The sequence below is a fragment of the Zhongshania sp. R06B22 genome (assembly GCF_040892595.1).
Classification (GTDB): domain Bacteria; phylum Pseudomonadota; class Gammaproteobacteria; order Pseudomonadales; family Spongiibacteraceae; genus Spongiibacter; species Spongiibacter arctica.
This window is the reverse complement of record NZ_JBFRYB010000001.1, coordinates 2,457,342-2,477,369: the sequence shown is the minus strand read 5'-3', so window position 1 is coordinate 2,477,369 and position 20,028 is coordinate 2,457,342. Positions and strand designations below refer to the sequence as shown.

The window sequence follows — 20,028 nt, the reverse complement described above, 5'->3', positions numbered from 1 at the left end:
CTGCTTACACACTGGATCAAATATATGCCTTTGTTACGTGCCAAACAATTACAGCACAGTATTGGACAACAGATTGTGCTGGATAACGCAGAATTGCAATTAGAAGCTGGCGATCGCGTTTGCTTATTGGGTCGTAATGGCTGTGGTAAGTCAACATTGCTGCGTATTGTCGATGGCAATACCACCGTCGATTCGGGCGAAATTTGGCGGCAACCCGGAGTAAAAATTGCTCGCATGGAGCAAACCTTAGATTTTGCGTCGCCAGAGCAGACTATTTATGACGTCGTTGCTGATGGGCTGGCGGGCTTGGGCAAAGTTCTGAGTCGATACCACGAGCTGATTCACGGCGAGATGGGTGACAGTGAGTTAAAGGAACTGGAAAAACTGCAGCGCGAGATAGAAGTTAATGACGGCTGGATGTTCCAGCAACGCATCGACAATATTTTAACTCGCCTAGAGCTCGATGCCGATGCCACGGTGGTTAGCTTGTCGGGTGGTTGGCGTCGCCGGGTTGCCTTGGCGCGAGCCTTAGTCGGCGAGCCGGATATTTTGTTGCTTGACGAGCCGACCAACCATTTAGATTTGGATGGCATTTTGTGGTTAGAACAGTGCGTTATGTCATTTCAAGGCTGTGTGCTTTTTGTGACCCATGACCGGGCGCTAATTGAAAAGCTGGCTACGCGTATTATTGAGTTAGATCGCGGAATACTGACTAATTACGATACCAACTACATTCGTTATCTTGAGCTGAAGGAGCATGCGCTTGAAGTTGAAGCTGAGCAAAATGCGCTATTTGATAAGCGTTTAGCGCAAGAGGAAGTGTGGGTTCGGCAGGGGATTAAGGCGCGCCGCACGCGTAATGAAGGTCGTGTTCGCGCTCTGGAAAGAATGCGCAATGAGCGTTCGCAGCGACGGGTTACCAGCGGCTCCGCGAATCTCAGTGTGAATGTGGGTGATAAAACCGGCAAAGTGGTTGCTGAATTGACGGATGTGACCTTTGACGTGCCAGGTAAGTTGCTGGTCGACAATCTTTCGCTATTGGTTTGCCGCGGCGACAAACTGGCGCTTATCGGCCCGAATGGTGCGGGTAAGACCACCTTGCTGCGCCTAATACTGGGCGAGCTTCAGCCCAAGTCGGGTACCGTAAAAGCCGGTACCAAATTGCAGGTTGCCTACTTTGATCAGCTGCGCGACCGTTTAGACGAAGATAAGCGCGTTGTCGATATTGTTGGTCAGGGCCGAGACTCGGTAACGATCAACGGTAAAGATCGTCACATTATGAGCTATCTTGGGGATTTTTTGTTTAGCCCTGAACGCGCGCGCAGCCACTTTGGCGTTTTGTCTGGTGGCGAGCGTGCGCGAGTGCAACTCGCCTGTCTGTTTAGTCAGCCAGCGAACGTACTGGTGATGGATGAACCGACCAATGATTTGGATATGGAGACCCTCGAATTACTTGAGAGTTTATTGGTAGAGTTTAGCGGCACGGTCTTGTTAGTTAGCCATGATCGCTCCTTTGTTGACAGTGTTGCGAGTAGCTGCCTGTTATTTGAAGGTAACGGTCAGATCAGTGAGCATGTCGGTGGCTATACTGAGGTGTCAAATTATGTGGCGCGTCGCGCTGTTCAAGAAAAGTCGGCCGCTGCAAGCAAAAACACTGCGCCGGTGGCGTCTAGCAATACCACTTCGGCAGCACCGGCAGCTAAAGTCCGCAAACTCAGCTATAAAGATCAGCGTGAGCTAGACGGCCTGCCGGCAATGATAGAAAAGCTAGAAACGAAAATTGCCAAGCTCGGAGAAGTCACGGGCGACCCTGCTTTTTATCAGCAGGACGCTCTTAAAGTGACGGAGACTCTAGATCAGCTTAGCAACGTGCAGCTCGAGCTCGATGAGTGCATGGCGCGCTGGATGGAGTTGGCTGAGTAGCGTCGGCTTACTTGCTTTGCCCCACCCGCACGGCTAATACATCGCAGGTGGCGCCGTGCAGCACGCCGTTAGCGGTTGAGCCCAGTATTAGTGCGAGACCCTTGCGGCCGTGGCTGCCAACGATGATGAGGTCGGCGTTTAGGGTCTCACTAAGTTCATGCAGCTGAGAGTCGGGGCGGCCACTTAAAAGGTGGCAGCGTTCCGTGGGGATGTTGGCGTGTTTAGCATATTTGTAGAGCGCCTCTTCAGCTTGAGTTTGCAACTGCTCTTGGACGCTGGAAAAATCCATGGGTATATCGCCGCCGTACGCTAAATTCAATGGCTCTACCACGTGTACTAGATGCAACTCCGCCTTGTCACTTGAGGCTACTGCAACCGCTCGGTCTAGTACCGCTTCGGTCTCGTCAGATAGGTCTATCGCGGCAAGTATGCGTTTATAATTTGGCACATTATTCCCCTGTTGTGTTCGCTTTATACCTTGCTATTAAGGTATAAAGCTCGCCATCTGTCCAGTGAACTCAAGGGAGCGACTAATGGGTTGGTTAATAGGAGTTGTCGTTATCGGGTTTATGCTGGCACCTGTTATGTGGATATTGCCTTCGAGGCGCCAGTCGCAGCAGGCTGAAATACGCGCCCTGGCGCGCACTTTGGGCTTGTCGGTAAAAGTGGTTGCTATGCCCAAAACTCGGCGTGCTAAAGTCCGCCGTGAAGAGGATATGTTTGGGGTGTGTTACACCCGGGTCTTACACAATAAAAGACCGCTGGCAGGCTGGAAGTATTGGTTAATTGATGTGCCTGATGGCGATGATGACGCCGTTGTGCTCGATGGGGCGATGGTCGAGATCATTGAAAAATGTCGCCAGATGTTGCCGAGAGACGCAAGTATGCTTGAATTAACCCCGCTAGGCCTCAATGTTTACTGGCGGGAGATTCATGCTGATGTGGATGTGGTAACAAGCATTGCTGAATGTCTCAATGCGATTATCGCGGAAGGACGCCTTGAAGACGAAGTGAGTAAAGTAGATGGTTAAGACACCTCAGGAAAGCCTCGTGCCGGGTCGCTACCGCCACTACAAAGGTGGTGAATACTATGTTTATGAGGTCGCGACTCACAGCGAGACCGAAGAATTAGTTGTTGTTTATCGACCGTTATATGGCGAGGCTGCCCTCTGGGTCAGGCCGCTGGCAATGTTTGTCGAAGTTATTGAATTTGAAGGGGAATCTCGGGCGAGATTTGAGTTTGTTAGCCCTGCTGATGGGTCGAGTTTGTAGCTGATTGGTGTGGGTCGCGATGGCACGTCGCCCTTGACCCTGAGGAAATGAACACTTATATATGTCGCCTCTCGCCGTTAAGGCGTCACATTTTTTATATAATTGCAGAAGGATAATATGGGCAAATCTTTAGTTATTGTGGAGTCGCCAGCGAAGGCGAAGACCATTAACAAGTATCTGGGCAACGACTTTATCGTTAAGTCCAGTATTGGCCATATCCGCGATTTACCGACGAGCGGTAGCAGTAAAGCCACGCCGGTTGACGCTAAGCAGCGTGCAAAGGCGGCGGCGCTGACCCGCAAAATGTCCCCAGAAGAAAAAGAAATTCATAAAAAGACCAAGGCCCGCGAACAGTTGGTCGGGCGTATGGGTATAGACCCAGATAACGACTGGAAGGCGCGCTACGAAATATTGCCTGGTAAGGAAAAGGTTGTTAACGAGCTCAAAAAGCTTGCTGAAAACGCCGACACCATTTACCTCGCAACGGATTTGGATCGCGAGGGAGAAGCTATCGCATGGCATTTACGCGAAGCCATTGGTGGCGACGATAGTCGTTACAAGCGAGTGGTCTTTAATGAGATCACCAAAAAAGCGATTAAAGCTGCATTTGAAAAGCCCACCGAGCTCGATATCGACCGGGTTAACGCCCAGCAGGCTAGACGTTTTCTAGACCGTGTGGTCGGCTATATGGTGTCGCCGCTGCTGTGGGCAAAAGTCGCACGGGGGCTTTCCGCTGGGCGCGTACAATCGGTTGCGGTGCGCTTGGTTGTGGATCGCGAAAAGGAAATCAGGGCTTTTATACCCGACGAATATTGGCAGATTCATACTGACAATGAATCCGCGTCGGGAAAATTGCGTCTAGAAGTGAAGAAGCAGGCCGGCGAGAATTTTCGGCCCGATAACGAAACCGACGCCATGGCCGCGGCGTCAGCATTAAAGGGGGGGGAGTTCAAAGTCAGTGCCCGTGAGGATAAACCGACTAAGAGCCATCCCGGCGCGCCATACATCACCTCTACGCTACAGCAGGCTGCCAGTACTAGGCTTGGCTTTGGGGTCAAAAAGACCATGATGATGGCTCAGCGGCTTTATGAGGCCGGTTACATCACCTATATGCGTACTGACTCAACCAACTTGAGTGCAGACGCGGTGACCGCGTGTCGAGAATATATTTCATCAAATTTTGCAAAAAGCTATTTGCCGGAATCGCCGCGCTCATATTCGAGTAAAGAGGGCGCGCAGGAGGCGCATGAAGCGATCCGCCCTTCGGACGTGACGGTTGAACCAAGCCAATTGGCGGGTATGGAGCGTGATGCAGAGCGCTTATATACATTGATTTGGCGTCAATTTCTGGCCTGCCAGATGGCGTCTGCTGATTTTACTAGCACGTCAATCACCGTCACCTCAGGGGTTTTTGAGCTCCGCACCCGCGGCCGGGTAGTGCGCTTCGATGGTTTTATGAAAGTACAGCCGCCAGGTGTTGCCAAGAAAGAAGACGACCAAGAGCTACCCGATGTCAAAGTGGGCGAACGTCTAGATTTGTTAAAAGTAGACCCTAGTCAGCACTTTACCAAACCTTCGCCGCGTTATTCAGAAGCCGCCTTGGTGAAAGAATTAGAAAAACGCGGTATTGGACGACCATCTACTTACGCTTCCATTATTTCAACCATTCAGGATCGTGGTTACGTTAAAGTTGAAAATAGACGTTTCTACGCTGAAAAAATGGGCGATATCGTTACTGATCGTCTGGTTGAGAGCTTTAGCAATCTCTTGGATTATAGCTTCACCGCGCGTATGGAAGAGCTGCTCGACGCCGTCGCCTCAGGCGATAAGAATTGGAAAATACTGCTAAACGAGTTTTACGTTGATTTCCGCAAAACCTTAGAGGCAGCAGGGGCGAGTGAAGAGGGGATGCGTCAAAACGCACCCACTGGCACTGATATACCTTGTCCAAATTGCGGCCGTGACATGCAAATTCGAACCGCCAGTACCGGGGTGTTTTTGGGATGTTCCGGTTATGCGCTGCCGCCTAAAGAGCGCTGCAAACAGACCATAAACTTGGTGTCTGCTGATGATTTTGTCAGTATTGACAACGAGGATGACGAAGCCGAATCGAAGCTCTTGCTGACTAAAAAGCGCTGCAAATTGTGTAATACCGCAATGGACAGCTACGTTATTGACGCGTCACGCAAGCTCCATATTTGCGGTAATAACCCCGATTGCTCTGGCCATGAAATTGAAGAAGGTAGCTTTAAGGTTAAGGGCTACGAAGGTCCGCTTATTGAGTGCGATAAGTGCGGCTTAGATATGCAGTTGAAAACCGGGCGCTTTGGTAAGTACTTTGGTTGCACTGGTGAGGAGTGTAAAAACACTCGTAAATTGCTTCGCAGTGGGGAGGCCGCGCCACCAAAAATGGACCCGGTTCCCATGCCTGAGCTGAAATGCGAGAAAGTCGACGACCATTATATTTTACGTGATGGCGCGGCCGGACTGTTCCTTGCCGCCAGCGGTTTTCCGCGTAACCGGGAAACTCGTGCGCCGCTGGTGAAAGAAATTTTACCGCATCGTGCGGAGATCGATGAGAAGTACGCCTTTCTTTTTGATGCGCCAGTTAAGGATAAAGAAGGCCGCGACAGCGTGATTCGTTATAGCCGCAAGACCAAAGAACAATATGTGCAAACCGAAGTAGATGGTAAGCCCTCCGGTTGGTCAGCCTTCTTTGAAAACGGTAAGTGGGTAGTGCGCGCAAAAGCGGCTAAGAAACCTGTTAAGAAAGTGGCAAAGAAAGCAGCCCCAAAAGCTAAACCAGCAAAATAATCGAGATGATGCGAGATAGCGGCAGCCCGCTGGAGTTTGTATGAAAGAAAGCTTTCGTGGGCAGTGTAATTTGCACGTTTACTTTGCCGAGCAATATCTAAGTCAGCTGCAAAAGACAGACACTGCGGAGTGGGGTGGTCACTTTCATAGAGCGGCGTCAGAGTCCCTTGTTTGGCAGCTATTGTTGGCCTATCAGAGTCACTTAGCCGACCTAGTTGATCAGCAGCCCAAGTTTGGCTTAGCGGTTCCGCAGGGCGTGTTTAAAGCGGCTTCTTTTGCGGGGCAGGACTTGCCGCCAGAGATAATAGAACTGGCTGATAGAGAAACCTATACGGGTTGGCTTAAATCCATCGTTGATTATCCGTTTTTACAGACCACCTCTGCATCACCCGCTGGGGTCATTGCTAGTGATGCAAGCGGTACCGGGCGAGTTAATGTGGATTTTGCGGAATGCCTTACTGAATTGAAGTCTTTGATTGCCCGTCACCGCGCCACCTTAATGGAATATTGATGGGTTGGCGTGAGGCTGGGCGGGTTTGATACAATAGGTGGTCATAGCCACCGCGTTGGCCTTAGCGCCTTATCAAGGATATTTTAGTGTTGTCATATTTAGAACTCGTCGAACTTGCAAACGGAGATATCGTCTTACAGCGATCAGAAGGTGATGAAAATCCGCTGGTAACGATTAAATTCTCAAAAGAAACCCGAGAACACATTGTTGGTTCGGTGCTAGACGTTGCACGGGCTATGGTGCAAGCGGGGATTGAGGCTGCAGCGACCTCGGCTGAAGATGATGGCTTTATAGACGACGAAGATCTCGATGATGAGGACGATCAAGGGCCAGACGCCAAGACCGTCCACTAACAGAGGCTAGGATTGCATAAAAATAACAAGGCATTCGGCTGAGCCCGCTAGGGCTGCAACTTCCAGAGCTTGTCGCTCATCATCTCTAAGTGGTCTTTCCAGTAAAATAGCGACGGTATGACTTTTACCGCGCTCTAATGCTCTTATCGCAATTTCACTCAGATCACGGGTACTGTTAGACACTACTTGCAGGATTTTTTGGCCGTGCTGATGTATATCCGCGTTTAACAGCGGGCGCAATGGCCTATCAGCAACCCAGCACAACCAGCGCTCATCAGAGTTGCCACTTAGCTCGATCATCATGGCGGCAAGCATGGGCCTAGACAAATGCGCGTCGCTGCGCATTGCTATTTCGGTGACCTGTCCTCCGCCCGCTATTGGTAGGGGATTGTAATGTAAGGGCATTTGTTCGAGGCATGACATAATTCTTAACTCCCGCGCCGTAAAATACCAACACTTAGGCCTTCGATTGCAAAGTCTTGCTCTCGGAGGTCCACGTCAATTGGTGGGTAATCAGGATTCTCAGCAAGTAGTGAGATATGGAATTTGCTTTTTTGCTGTTTGAAACGCTTGACCGTGACTTCATTGTCGATTCGTGCAACAACGATTTGACCATTGCGAACAGTATTAGTCCGATGCACAGCGAGAAGGTCGTCATCGAAAATACCTGCGTTGATCATACTGTCCCCTTTAACCCTGAGAAAATAATCAGCGCTTGGGGAAAAGATGGATCCAGGCATGTCGCAGTAATCTTCAATATGGGCTTCGGCGAGAATAGGGCTACCGGCCGCAACTCGACCAATAATAGGTAGACCAAGATTCTCGGGTAGCCTAATACCGCGTGAAGCACCGGCGATAATCTCGATGGACCCCTTGCGCGCCAACGCTTTGAGATGCTCTTCAGCGGCATTGGGTGACTTAAATCCTAGCTGTTTGGCAATCTCGGCTCTGGTCGGCGGATAGCCGGTTTCGCCGATATGGTCTTTGATTAACTGGAGGACTTCACTCTGTCTGGCGGTCAATTTTTCCATAGTGTTGGCATCTGGTTACTTATACAGTAACTGGCATTATATACAGTATTATTTGGATGGCAATAGGCATTGCTAATTTGGAATATGGAAGGCCGAAAACAAAAAAACCTGCCGTAGCAGGTTGGAGAAGAGTGCGAGACCTCGCTTTGATAATTCTTCGTCGGCGCTATGCCGACCGGTATTAATACTCGTCGGTTATGCCATTTACGATATCTGATTCAATTTCTGACAATGGGTTCCATCTCTCGGGGACCATGGTGTCATCTAAGAATCGGTAATCGTCATCGCTTAATTCAAATGCGTTTCGCCAATCTTCGGGTTCTTCCACCATATCTAAATTGAGCAGATCCCAACTATCCATATCGTATTGACTGAGCTCGCCGTCTATTAGCTGGGCTTCTACTGAATCGCTGTCGTCGTCGACGGCGACTACTTCAAATAGTTGGCCGGTCTCAATTTCCTTGTACCAACAACCAACTTGGGGTCTTATTGTCGCCATGATTTTTACCTCGGTTGATCTACGCTTTCCAAACTAACACCTAGCGATTTGCTGTCCAGTAGGTATTTTTCGCAGTTAGTTTCAGCGCGAGCTGGGGTTTTAGCTCAGTCTTCAATACAATTGGCTTTATATTCAGCCGCATAGATGATCTTTTTGATCTTATTTTGTGTTTTTAATATTAGTTTTTATGGTTCATTTGTCTAAGCGCGTCGTGTTTAGAAATGAAATTGTATAGCAGCATACAGAGGAAGCCCCAATGCTGGAGCAGTGGTGGACTAATTTTCAGCCGGAGGAATATCCCTGGCTGGGTGACGTGTTCGTATTGGTACTTATTTTACTAAGTTTGAATCTAGTGCTCGGTCGATTGATTGCGCATCTCGAAATTAAATTTCAAAAAACACACAATCTATGGGATGACGCCTTATTAGCGGCTTCTCGGCGGCCGGCTTTGTTAATGATTTGGGCGGTCGGCGGCAGTCATATACTGGAGATGATTGGCAAGTCTACTGATGCGGAAGTTTTCTCGGCGTTAGATTCACTGCGTGCGGTGGGCGTGGTCTTGATTTTGGCTTGGTTCTTGGTGTCACTGGTTAGGCAGGTAGAGTTGGGTCTTTTGTCTGAGGAGTACACGACGAAAGATGAGCCTATAGATCAAACTACAGTCATGGCCTTAGGTAAGTTGGTGCGTTCTGCGGTGATTATCGTATCGGCGCTGATGGTGCTGCAAAACCTTGGCTACAGTATTTCTGGGGTGCTGGCCTTTGGCGGTATTGGTGGTATTGCGGTTGGTTTTGCCGCAAAAGATTTATTGGCAAATTTTTTCGGCGGTTTGATGGTGTATTTAGATCGTCCTTTTTCAGTCGGTGACTGGGTGCGCTCGCCGGATAAAAACATAGAGGGGACGGTGGAAAATATCGGATGGCGGCAAACTCGAATTCGGACCTTTGATCAGCGTCCACTCTATGTTCCCAATGCCACCTTTTCTCAGATTTCGGTAGAAAATCCGTCACGGATGTTGAATAGGCGCATTTATGAAACCATTGGTGTACGTTATCAGGACGCTGCCGTGGTGCCCGCCATTATCAATCAAGTACGAGAAATGCTGGAAAATCACGCTGACATTGATTTAGGGAAGACGCTGATCGTAAATTTCAATCAGTATAATGCCTCGTCTTTAGACTTTTTTATCTACACCTTTACCAAAACCACTAAGTGGGTTGAATATCATAAGATCAAGCAGGATGTATTGCTGAAAGTTCTCGATATTATCCACGGTTTAGGGGCGGATGTTGCATTCCCAACGACCACTATTAAGCTAGATCCTATTTCGATTGAAAAGGCGCCAGAGCGCAATATGGAGCAGTAAATAAATGAGTAAAACAATTGCAGTGATCGGCGGTACTGGTTTGTGCGACTGGCCGGGCGCGGAAGTTCTGGATGAGTCACAGGTAGAGACAGTATATGGCGCGCCGAGCGCACTGCTGCAGCGCATTCGTTACGAGGGTGCTGAGTTTTTGTTTTTGGCACGGCATGGTAAAGGTCATCAAATTCCTCCCCATGCCATTAATTACCGCGCAAACATCGCGGCATTAAAAAAAGTCGGGGTTGATGCGCTGGTATCGGTAAATGCAGTCGGTGGGATTAGTGAGCGGTTTGTGACTGGCGTAATCGCGATTCCAAATCAGATTAACGATTATACTTGGGGGCGCGAGCACACCTTTTTCGATGGTGAAAACGGTAAGGTCGAGCACATTGATTTTAGCTTTCCCTACAGTCAAGACTTGCGTTCGCGCTTGGCGAATGCCGCAGTAGATGCCAATATTGCATTTGAAGATTATGGCGTCTATGCGGTCACGCAGGGACCGCGTTTAGAGACGGCCGCGGAGATAAATCGTCTGGCGCGTGACGGTAACGATATTGTCGGAATGACAGCGATGCCCGAAGCAAGCTTAGCGCGTGAGGCGGGTATAGAATACGCCTCAGTCGCACTGGTAGTGAACCCGGGTGCTGGCCTCAGTGAAAACATCATCACTATGGAAGATATTCAGACTGTCATTGATACTGGCATGCTGCAGGTCAAATCTATTTTGGCGCACTGCATCGCGGATTATTGAGCGCCTTTATCTAAGCTCGCCTCACTGCTAGCTGGGGCGGCTTGGATCTTAGTGATTTTTATGATGGCGCCAAATCGCGGATGGTCAATAAAATGCAGCTCGTCGCTCCGCATCCTTCGCTGCTGCTTCATTACAACTATTTGATCTATCGGCTCGGCATTACTTTGGCCCGCCGTCTGTGCCTGATTGTCCGCTGATAAATAGCTGGGGTTTTGTTTTAGAAACTCTGCGTATTCAGGGCTGGACTCGAAACTTTCGTCGACGAAAACGGGTTCTTCTTCTGGTTCGTTAAAGCTCAATGGCTGGCGCGGAAGGTAATAGTTGCCAGCCGTGTTACCAAAGCTAGTCATCCATAAATTAGTATCTAGGTGGAGATAGCGTTCTACCGCAACACGTATATAGCCTTCTAGTTGATAGTGACTACCGTATTGTTTGCCACCCTGAATGAGAATGGCTGGCGCTTGCTTTCGCGAGCGTAAGTCTTGCTGCCAACTTGCTTGCATTAGCGGTTTGTAACGTGATGACAGGCGCAGGGAGTTGAATGCTTTCTCAAACTCTGGATCCATATAGTCGACTTTCTGAAGCGTACTGCCACTATTATCGATACGCAGCCAATTTCGTGGATAGCGGAGGTGAAGATTATCCGGCCAGTCTTCCTCGTATTGACTGGATTGATCGTTATTTGCGAATACCACCAGGTCAACGTGAAAGCGCGAGTCGTTCTGGCTCATTGCCACGCCGCTAAATGCTAGCATTACCACCGCTAGTAAAGCAGTAAATGAACAGCAATAAAGTGGGCGTCGATGAAGTGTGTTCATATAAAAATATCTCTTTGTTTTCTTGTCAGCGCGTGACAATCTAAATATCTAGTTACATTATTTCTAAATGCCAAGACAAACTATCTCAGTTCTATCGAGTCGGTGCTAGTTTCTCTAATAGGGATTCAATAAATTCAAAGCGCTGCTGTGGTTCTTCCATGTCATGTTTAAATTTGAGTGCGGTGGCGCCATCGAGTTGATAGCTTGCTGGAGCGGACTGCACCATCTGCACCAAACTTAAGGGCTCAACTCTAGTGTCTTCAGCAAATTCTATGCGGCCCGATATCGCCGACGCCTCTATCTTACTCAATCCGATTTTAACCGCTTGTAAACGCAATTCTGCGCAGCGGAACAGGTTTTTAACTTGGTTGGGCAGTAAGCCAAAGCGATCGATCATTTCAATTTGAAGTTCACGTAAGGCGTCACCGCTTGAAGCACCGGCTATACGTTTGTACAGCATTAGACGACTTTGGACATCGGGCAGGTAGTCATCGGGTATTAGCGCCGGTATGCGTAAATTCACTTCAATGTGATCATCGTTGCTATTTTCTAGATTCATTTTCTTGCCCGCTTTAATTGCCTGCACCGCGCGGTCTAGCATGTCCATATACAGGGTAAAGCCGATGGTGTGTATTTGTCCGCTTTGCCCTTCGCCAAGCAGCTCGCCAGCACCGCGGATTTCCATGTCTTGGGTAGCCAAGGTAAAGCCAGCGCCTAGGGCGTCCGCTTCGCTTATGGCGGTTAAACGTTTTTCTGCATCGCCAGTTAACTGTTTGTCCGGCGGCGTTAATAGGTAGGCGTAGGCTTGGTGGTGAGACCGGCCAACCCGACCTCGGAGCTGATGCAGTTGCGCTAAGCCAAATTTATCGGCTCGATCAATAATAATGGTATTGGCGTTGGGTACATCAATACCCGTTTCTATAATTGTCGAACACACTAATACATTATGACGCTTGTGATAAAAGTCGCTCATAACCTGCTCGAGTTCGCGCTCGCGCATTTGGCCGTGACCAATACCAATACGTAGCTCAGGAATCATGTCTTGGAGATCCCGCGCGGTCTTATCAATGGTCTTAACTTCGTTGTGCAGATAATAAACTTGGCCACCGCGTAGTATTTCGCGAAGGATGGACTCTTTTATTAGCGCCGGATCTGATTCGCGCACAAAGGTTTTTACCGAAAGTCGTCGCGCTGGGGGCGTCGCAATAATAGATAAATCGCGGATACCGGCCATCGACATATTTAAAGTGCGGGGGATTGGTGTGGCCGTTAACGTTAAAACGTCGACCTCGGCGCGAATATTTTTGAGGGCCTCTTTCTGGCGAACGCCAAAGCGGTGTTCTTCGTCGATGATAACCAAGCCAAGATTCTTATAGGCGATCTCGTTGCCCAATAATTTATGGGTGCCGATTAATATGTCGACCTTGCCCGCAGCCAGCTCGGCGATTACCGATTTTTGTTCGGCGGCGCTGCGAAAGCGGGATAGCACTTCAATGTTGACGGGGAGGTCGGCAAAACGGTCTCGGAAAGATTCAAAGTGTTGCTGGGCGAGTAGGGTGGTGGGCACCAGAATCGCAACCTGGGTATCATTTTGTACTGCTACAAATGCGGCGCGCACGGCAACTTCGGTTTTACCAAAACCAACGTCACCACAGACCAGTCTGTCCATGGGTTTAATAGATTTTAAATCTGCGATAACGGCTTCTATAGCGGTTTGCTGATCGGGCGTCTCTTCAAAGGGAAAGGCGTTGGCGAACTCGTAATAATCCTCGTCGCTCAATTCAAAGGAGCGGCCTTGACGGGCCTCCCTGCGGGCGTATATATCCAGCAGCTCAGCGGCGACATCGCGAATTTTCTCCGCTGCTTTACGCTTGGCTTTGCTCCACTGTTCGGTCCCCAATCGGTGCAGTGGCGCGAGCTCATCGTCGGCCCCGCTGTAGCGGCTTATGAGCTGTAGCGATGTGACTGGAACATATAATTTCGCGCTATCGGCATACTCTAAGCTTAAAAATTCATTTGCTTGATTGTCGATGTTTAAGGTTTGCAAACCAAGATAGCGGCCCACGCCATGATCGGCGTGTACCACCGGCGCCCCAATTCGCAGCTCAGCCAGATTTTTAACGACATTTTCGGCAGTACTACTGGCCTTCTTGCGCCGTCGGCTTTGAGATACGCGCTTGCCAAAAAGCTGGGATTCAGCAATGAGAGCGAAGGGGCTTGGTGAGACGCCAGACATACCCTCTTCGAGTGGGGCGACGGTGACGTTGATACTGTCTTTGCCGGTGGTGAATTCCCGCCAGTTATTTACCGCCTTGGGCTTGAGTTTGTGTCGGCCTAATAGGTCGATGAGTGCTTCGCGGCGACCGGGAGACTCGGCACAAAACAGGATCCTGCGATCGCAGCAATAGGCTCTTAAGGCGGCGATAGGGTCGGCTTGTTTACTGTCTATGGTCAGGGTTGGCGAGTTGCCGATGACAAAATTATGGCTTTTAGCAGAATCTGGAAAAGGTGTCTCGCTGATGGTAATTCGCGGGTAATCTTTAAGTCGCGAAAAAATCTCTGGCACGGTTTGAAACACCGTTGCTGGCGGAAGCACTGGGCGTCGTATATCGCCCAAGCGCTGTTCGTAGCGCTGCTGTATGTCTTGCCAATAATGCTCTGCGGCGGCTTCAATGCCCGCGGCAGTGAGTAGCCAGCTGTTGCCGGGTAGGTAGTCGAATAGTGTTCCAGTCTGCTCAAAGAACAGCGGCAGGTAGTACTCTATGCCCGCCGGTGCAATTCCGTCACTGACGTCTTGGTAAATTGGGCATTTTCGGTGGTCGACATTGAATTTTTCGTGCCAGTGGCGACGAAATAGAGCGATGCCGCCTTCATCTAAGGGTAATTCTTTGCCCGGTAGCAGACGTATTTGTTTGACTGACTCGATGCCGCGCTGGGTTTCGGGGTCAAAACTCCGCAGGCTGTCAATGTCTTCATCGAGCAGGTCAATGCGATAGGGTGATTCGCTTCCCATTGGGAAAATATCAAGAATAGCGCCGCGACTGGCATACTCGCCATGCTGGTAAACGGTATCGACATGGCGATAGCCGCTTTTCTCTAGCTGCTGGCGAAAATTATCTATATTGAGGGTTTGGCCGATATCAAGCAGCAGGCTGTGTTTGCTGACGTAGTCTGGTGGCGCGATACGCTGCATTAGTGTGCTGATGGGTGCGACCAAAATACCGCGGCGCATGGTGGTGAGCTCACTTAAGGTGCGCAGACGTTCAGAGACAATGTCTTCGTGGGGTGAAAAATTATCGTAGGGTAGTGTTTCCCAGTCCGGAAGTAGCTTTACCGGCAGGCCATCTGCGAAGAACCGCAGGTTTTGTTCCAGTTGATATGCCGAGGCCGTGTCTGCGGTGAGCAATAACAGTGGCGCATCTAGCGAGTTAGCTAGCTCTGCGGCGAGTAAGCCGTGACTGGCAGCGGGAATGCCGCCCCAGTGAAGGGCTCCGCCCTTAGCTGGCTTTACAATCGTTGGTAATTCAATCACAGCTTAAATTCGACTTCTTTAAAGGGTTAACACGCCATTGTAACCTGCTAATGGTAGTTATTACATTGCTTCAGATTGTTTGAACAGTTGAACTTGGGGGCAGTAATAAAGATAATACGCGCTCAAATTCTCCCCCCGAAAGCAAAGGGTATCTACCGTGACTGAAAGAAGACGTGAGCGTCCTGATGACTACTTCGCCGATTGGAAAGAGCGTGAAGCATTAGCAGAGGGGATGATTCCCCTAATTGGTAAGTTGTACCGTACCAATAACGTAAAAACCTATATCTATGGAAAGAGTCTGGCCAATCTCTCAGTTCTAGATATTATGCAAGCGCACCGCTTTGTGCGTCAGGTAGAGCAAAACGAGCTGTCAGAGTTCGAAACCTTCCCCGTCATTCAGGCATTGGCTACCCTAGATCTCGGTACTGCGCATATTGATGCAGGCCGCATTGCGGTTGCCTATGAAGAAACCGGCAAGCCAGCCGGTAAATCAGTAGAAGAATTTGTTCGCAGCCAGGTCGCAGGCTTGATTGGGGTTTCTAAAGAACCCGTTCGTCCAGCCCGCGACGTAGTGCTTTACGGCTTCGGCCGTATTGGTCGCTTAGTCGCACGCCTGCTAATTGAAAAGGCCGGTGGTGGTGACAATTTACGCTTAAAAGCCGTTGTTGTCCGCCATGGTGGCGCCGAAAACGATTTAGTGAAACGCGTAAGTCTGCTGCGTCGTGACTCGGTACACGGACCGTTTAACGGCACAATTCGTGTAGACGAAGATAGGCAGTCTTTTGTAGCTAATGGCGTCGAAGTGAAAGTTATTTACGCTAATTCGCCTGCCGAGGTTGATTACACCAAATATGGTATTAACGACGCTATTCTTGTGGATAACACTGGTAAATGGCGCGATACAGAAGGTTTATCTGTACATCTGGGCTGCCCAGGCATCTCCAAGGTTATTCTGACGGCGCCCGGTAAGGGTGATATGAAGAATATTGTTCACGGCGTCAATAGTCATGAGATCCTGCCGACGGATACGATTATTTCAGCTGCAAGCTGTACCACCAATGCCATAGCGCCACCGCTAAAGGTGTTAGATGATAAATTTGGCGTTGAGGGTGGCCACGTTGAGACGGTCCATTCGTATACCAACGACCAAAACTTAATCGATAATTACCACAAAGGTGATCGTCGCGGCCGCAGCGCGCCATTAAATATGGTTATCTCCGAAACTGGAGCCGCCAAGGCAGTTGGCAAAGTACTTCCGCAGTTATTGGGCAAGCTTAGCGGTAACGCGATTCGTGTGCCCACGCCTAATGTCTCTTTGGCTATTTTGAAGTTGAACCTGAAGACTGAGACAACGGTTGAGGAGTTGAACGAGTTTATGCGCCGGGTGGCATTGCATTCGCCGCTGCGTAAGCAGATCGATTATTCAAACTCGCCAGAAGTTGTGTCCAGCGATTTTGTCGGCTCACGTCATGCTTGTGTATTCGATAGTGAGGCGACCATTGTCAACGGCAAAAGTGCGGTGTTGTATTGCTGGTACGACAATGAATTTGGTTACAGCTGCCAGGTGCATCGCATTCTTGAGCAAATGGCCGGGGTAAATTACGCGGTTTACCCTCAGGACTAAACGAGGAGGCCAGCTCAGCTAATATCCCTGGCTGGCCTAACCGTAAATGTTTGCAAAGTTGGTCTTATCCTTGGTCTTGCTCTAGCAAGCACATCCGTGAGTCTTTATACTTGCGGAAGTTTTTTAATGCTTAGCTGTGAATTCAGTTGTCGCATTATTTCCGGAGCGCTTTCGCACTCCGCTTAAGCCGATTTGCAATTTCGCGTTTAACCGTAAGAGTGTTAGGCAAACTTATGATCAAAATTACCAAGGGGCTGGATTTACCCATGTCGGGTGAGCCCGATCAGCGTATTGAGCCAGGCTCAAAAGTGCGTTCGGTTGCGGTAGTTGGTTTCGATTACATTGGTATGAAGCCTACTATGGCTGTCAAAACCGGCGATCGTGTCAAAACAGGTCAACTTTTATTCACGGACAAGAAAAATGAAGGCGTGCGTTATACCTCGCCGGCAACAGGTCTTGTTTCTGCGATTAATCGCGGTGAGAAGCGTGTTCTGCAATCGGTGGTCATCGATGTAGAAGAAGACGACTACCAGAGTTTTACCCAGTATGAAGCGTCTGCCTTGTCGACATTGACAGCAGAGCAGGTGACTGAAAAGCTCGTAGAGTCTGGGCTTTGGACTGCGTTTCGTACCCGTCCATTTAGCCGCATCCCTACTATTGGTAGTAGCCCAGCCGCAATATTTGTCACGGCGATTGACACCCAGCCCTTGGCTGCTGATCCGGCGCTCATCATCGCGCGCTCAGAGCAAGATTTCACCAATGGACTTGAGCTGCTGTGCCGTTTAACCGCCGGTAAAGTCCATTTGTGTGTGGCCCCAAACAGTAATATTCCTAGTTTAGATAATGACCAACTGCACGTCGCTGAATTTAGTGGCGCCCACCCTGCAGGCTTGGCGGGTACCCATATTCACTTCTTGGAAGGGGCGAGTGCGACCAAGATTGTGTGGTCAATTGGCTATCAAGACGTTATCGCGTTTGGCAAGTTGTTCACCACAGGTAAATTGAGTGTTGACCGCGTGGTATCGCTCGCGGGTCCTCAGGTTGAGAAGCCACGTTTAATTGCAACTCGTTTGGGTGTCAGCCTTGAAGAGTTGTGCGCGGGGCAACTTGTCCCAGGCGACAACCGTGTTGTATCTGGCTCGGTGTTGGGTGGCAGGACGGCGCGCGGCGCAACCGCATTTTTAGGGCGTTACCACAATCAAGTAACGGTGCTCGCAGAAGGTAATAACCGTCAATTCATGGGCTGGTTATCTCCAGGGGTGAACAAACATTCCTTGCTGCGCATTTACTTGTCGCAGTTCTTCAAAAAGCGCTTTTCTTATACTACCAGCACGAATGGCAGTGAGCGGGCAATGGTGCCAATTGGGGCATACGAAAAAGTGATGCCCCTAGATATTTTGCCGACCCAGTTGCTGCGTTCACTTATCGTTGGTGATACCCAGGTTGCACAAACCTTAGGTTGTTTGGAATTGGATGAGGAAGACCTCGCGCTATGTACTTATGTTTGCCCAGGCAAATATGAGTATGGGCCAATCCTTCGTGACAATTTAAGCCGCATAGAGACAGAGGGTTAAATCATGGGCCTGAGAAAATTTCTCGATGATATCGAGCCGAATTTTGAAAAAGGTGGTCGTTTTGAAAAGTGGTATGCGCTGTATGAAGCAGCCGATACTATTTTTTACTCACCATCATCCGTAACTAAGACAAATGCTCATGTTCGCGACGGTGTTGACCTGAAGCGCGTGATGATTACAGTGTGGTTTTGCGCCTTTCCGGCCATGTTCTATGGTATGTGGAATATTGGCTTCCAGGCCAACCAAATTATGCTGGATACCGGCCTAGTAGCAGGTGAGGGCTGGCGCCATGTCATGATTTCAATGTTGGCCGGTTACGACCCAGCAAGTATTTGGGATAATTTCTGGCACGGCTTCTGGTTCTTCATTCCGGTTTACGCGGTAACCTTTGTTGCTGGCGGTTTCTGGGAAGTGCTGTTCGCGATGAAGCGCGGTCATGAAGTCAACGAAGGTTTCTTTGTTACTTCTATACTGTTTGCGCTGATCTGCCCTCCGAGTGTTCCGCTGTGGCAAGTCGCCCTAGGTATCAGCTTCGGTGTTGTCATCGGTAAAGAAGTGTTTGGCGGTACTGGCAAAAACTTCCTTAACCCGGCTCTAACCGGACGTGCGTTCCTTTACTTTGCTTATCCTGCTCAATTGTCAGGTGATGCAGTATGGACCGCGGTCGATGGTTATACCGGGGCAACTGCTCTGTCGATTGCAGCCAGCGACGGCATGGCTGCACTGCAGCAGCAGATGACTTGGATGGATGCCTTTATTGGTAACGTACACGGTTCAATGGGTGAGGTGTCTACACTGGCTATACTCATTGGCGGCACTGTTTTACTTTGGACCGGTATTGCATCGTGGCGCATTGTTGCCGGTGTGTTACTCGGTACATTTACGCTCACGGCCTTATTCAACTCCATGGATAGCAGCACTAACCTAATGATGGCCATGCCGTGGCACTGGCATATGGTCGTTGGGGGGCTGGCTTTCGGTATGATGTTTATGGCGACAGACCCAGTCTCTGCCTCAATGACGAATACCGGCAAGTGGGTTTATGGTGTACTCATCGGCGTGATGGTGATCTTGATCCGAGTTGTGAACCCCGCCTTCCCAGAGGGCATTATGCTGGCAATTTTGTTTGCCAATTTATTTGCACCTTTAATCGATCATTTTGTGGTCGAGGCGAACATCAAGCGGAGGTTGGCACGTGGCTAATAACGATAGTACACAGAGAACGCTGCTGGTTGCCCTAGTCCTCTGTATTGTGTGCGCGCTGGTTGTTGCCAGTGCTGCAGTAATGCTGAAGCCGGCTCAGGTGGCGAATAAAGCACTAGACCGTAAAAAGAATATTTTGGCGGCAGCGGGCTTGCTGGTTCCGGGTGAAGATATTGAAGCTCAGTTCAAGCAAGTAACGACAAAAATTGTTGATTTGCGCACGGGTAAGTTTACCGACGAGATTGCGCTTGAAGGTTTTGAACAGTCTAAAATAGCGAAGGATAGCGACACCTCAATTGCATTGGGTGACGATGACTTGGCTGATATACGACGCCGCGAGAACTTTGGGCTGGTGTATCTGATCGGTGAAAGCGGTAATTATGAAAAAGTGATCTTGCCGGTTCGTGGTTATGGCCTTTGGTCTACTCTCTACGGCTATCTGGCCTTAGAAGAGGATTATAATACTGTTGCTGGTTTAGGATTCTACGAGCATGGCGAAACCCCAGGCTTGGGCGGCGAAGTAGATAACCCTAAATGGAAAGGCTTGTGGCATGGCAAGGAAATTTATGATGATGGCGAGGTTGCCATTGAACTAGTCAAAGGTAATGTGGATTCGTCAACACCAGGCGCTATTAATAAAGTGGATGGCCTATCTGGTGCGACATTAACTAGCCGTGGTGTCAGCAACTTGTTGCAATTCTGGATGGGTGCGCTGGGTTACCAAGAATTCTTACGTAACTTGCGTCAAGGGGAGGCATAG

The 20,028-nt window shown here is 49.5% G+C and carries 18 protein-coding genes; 12 read left to right on the top strand and 6 right to left on the bottom strand.

The window, feature by feature from the left end; translation table 11 throughout:
• The first annotated feature begins 24 nt into the window (after window positions 1-24).
• A complete protein-coding gene (locus AB4875_RS11295; protein ID WP_368376158.1) occupies window positions 25-1,923 on the top strand; it encodes an ATP-binding cassette domain-containing protein in 1,899 nt (632 codons plus the stop codon).
• 7 nt (window positions 1,924-1,930) lie between these two features.
• Here the strand turns inward: AB4875_RS11295 and AB4875_RS11290 are convergent, their stop codons facing one another.
• A complete protein-coding gene (locus AB4875_RS11290) occupies window positions 1,931-2,371 on the bottom strand; it encodes a universal stress protein (protein ID WP_368376157.1) in 441 nt (146 codons plus the stop codon).
• 85 nt (window positions 2,372-2,456) lie between these two features.
• Between AB4875_RS11290 and AB4875_RS11285 the strand changes: the two genes are divergently transcribed.
• From AB4875_RS11285 to AB4875_RS11265, 5 genes are all read left to right on the top strand, one after another.
• Complete coding sequence (locus tag AB4875_RS11285; protein ID WP_368376156.1) at window positions 2,457-2,954, top strand: hypothetical protein; 498 nt, start codon at window positions 2,457-2,459, stop codon at window positions 2,952-2,954.
• Complete coding sequence (locus AB4875_RS11280; RefSeq protein WP_368376155.1) at window positions 2,947-3,195, top strand: DUF1653 domain-containing protein; 249 nt, start codon at window positions 2,947-2,949, stop codon at window positions 3,193-3,195. Before AB4875_RS11285 ends, AB4875_RS11280 begins: the two co-directional genes overlap by 8 nt.
• Window positions 3,196-3,312: 117 nt before the next feature.
• A complete protein-coding gene (gene topA, locus AB4875_RS11275) occupies window positions 3,313-6,009 on the top strand; it encodes a type I DNA topoisomerase (protein WP_368376154.1) in 2,697 nt (898 codons plus the stop codon).
• A 40-nt stretch (window positions 6,010-6,049) separates the two neighbouring features.
• Window positions 6,050-6,520 (top strand): hypothetical protein, encoded by a 471-nt coding sequence (locus AB4875_RS11270; protein WP_368376153.1) that lies wholly within the window; start codon window positions 6,050-6,052, stop codon window positions 6,518-6,520.
• Window positions 6,521-6,606: 86 nt separating this feature from the next.
• Window positions 6,607-6,873 (top strand): hypothetical protein, encoded by a 267-nt coding sequence (locus AB4875_RS11265; RefSeq protein WP_368376152.1) that lies wholly within the window; start codon window positions 6,607-6,609, stop codon window positions 6,871-6,873.
• Between the two features lie 6 nt (window positions 6,874-6,879).
• On the opposite strand, the gene AB4875_RS11260 is transcribed toward AB4875_RS11265, so the two are convergent.
• The 3 genes from AB4875_RS11260 to AB4875_RS11250 form a co-directional block, all read right to left on the bottom strand.
• Window positions 6,880-7,296, bottom strand: a complete 417-nt coding sequence (locus AB4875_RS11260; RefSeq protein ID WP_368376151.1) for a hypothetical protein — start codon at window positions 7,294-7,296, stop codon at window positions 6,880-6,882.
• A 5-nt stretch (window positions 7,297-7,301) separates the two neighbouring features.
• Window positions 7,302-7,904, bottom strand: coding sequence for a transcriptional repressor LexA (gene lexA / locus AB4875_RS11255; RefSeq protein WP_368376150.1), 603 nt, complete (start codon window positions 7,902-7,904; stop codon window positions 7,302-7,304).
• A 181-nt stretch (window positions 7,905-8,085) separates the two neighbouring features.
• Window positions 8,086-8,403 carry a DUF6763 family protein gene (locus tag AB4875_RS11250; RefSeq protein ID WP_368376149.1) on the bottom strand — a complete coding sequence of 106 codons (318 nt, stop codon included), beginning with the start codon at window positions 8,401-8,403 and terminating at the stop codon, window positions 8,086-8,088.
• A 256-nt stretch (window positions 8,404-8,659) separates the two neighbouring features.
• Here AB4875_RS11250 and AB4875_RS11245 point away from each other — a divergent pair, with 256 nt between their 5' ends.
• Both AB4875_RS11245 and AB4875_RS11240 read left to right on the top strand, forming a co-directional pair.
• Window positions 8,660-9,769: a mechanosensitive ion channel family protein gene (locus AB4875_RS11245; RefSeq protein ID WP_368376148.1), complete on the top strand. Its 1,110-nt coding sequence runs from the start codon at window positions 8,660-8,662 to the stop codon at window positions 9,767-9,769.
• A gap of 4 nt (window positions 9,770-9,773) precedes the next feature.
• Window positions 9,774-10,517 carry an S-methyl-5'-thioinosine phosphorylase gene (locus tag AB4875_RS11240; RefSeq protein ID WP_368376147.1) on the top strand — a complete coding sequence of 248 codons (744 nt, stop codon included), beginning with the start codon at window positions 9,774-9,776 and terminating at the stop codon, window positions 10,515-10,517.
• On the opposite strand, the gene AB4875_RS11235 is transcribed toward AB4875_RS11240, so the two are convergent.
• Window positions 10,511-11,335, bottom strand: a complete 825-nt coding sequence (locus tag AB4875_RS11235) for a CsiV family protein (RefSeq protein ID WP_368376146.1) — start codon at window positions 11,333-11,335, stop codon at window positions 10,511-10,513. The two genes, AB4875_RS11240 and AB4875_RS11235, sit on opposite strands and share 7 nt — an antisense overlap.
• 91 nt (window positions 11,336-11,426) lie before the next feature.
• Complete coding sequence (mfd, locus tag AB4875_RS11230; protein ID WP_368376145.1) at window positions 11,427-14,867, bottom strand: transcription-repair coupling factor; 3,441 nt, start codon at window positions 14,865-14,867, stop codon at window positions 11,427-11,429.
• A 157-nt stretch (window positions 14,868-15,024) separates the two neighbouring features.
• Here mfd and AB4875_RS11225 point away from each other — a divergent pair, with 157 nt between their 5' ends.
• The 4 genes from AB4875_RS11225 (at window position 15,025) to AB4875_RS11210 (ending at window position 20,028) form a co-directional block, all read left to right on the top strand.
• On the top strand, window positions 15,025-16,491 hold the full coding sequence (locus AB4875_RS11225) for a glyceraldehyde-3-phosphate dehydrogenase (protein WP_368376144.1): 1,467 nt from the start codon (window positions 15,025-15,027) through the stop codon (window positions 16,489-16,491).
• 233 nt (window positions 16,492-16,724) lie between these two features.
• Complete coding sequence (locus tag AB4875_RS11220; protein WP_368376143.1) at window positions 16,725-18,065, top strand: Na(+)-translocating NADH-quinone reductase subunit A; 1,341 nt, start codon at window positions 16,725-16,727, stop codon at window positions 18,063-18,065.
• Between the two features lie 3 nt (window positions 18,066-18,068).
• On the top strand, window positions 18,069-19,268 hold the full coding sequence (locus AB4875_RS11215) for an NADH:ubiquinone reductase (Na(+)-transporting) subunit B (protein WP_368376142.1): 1,200 nt from the start codon (window positions 18,069-18,071) through the stop codon (window positions 19,266-19,268).
• Window positions 19,261-20,028 (top strand): Na(+)-translocating NADH-quinone reductase subunit C, encoded by a 768-nt coding sequence (locus AB4875_RS11210; RefSeq protein WP_368376141.1) that lies wholly within the window; start codon window positions 19,261-19,263, stop codon window positions 20,026-20,028. The genes AB4875_RS11215 and AB4875_RS11210 overlap by 8 nt, the downstream gene beginning before the upstream one ends.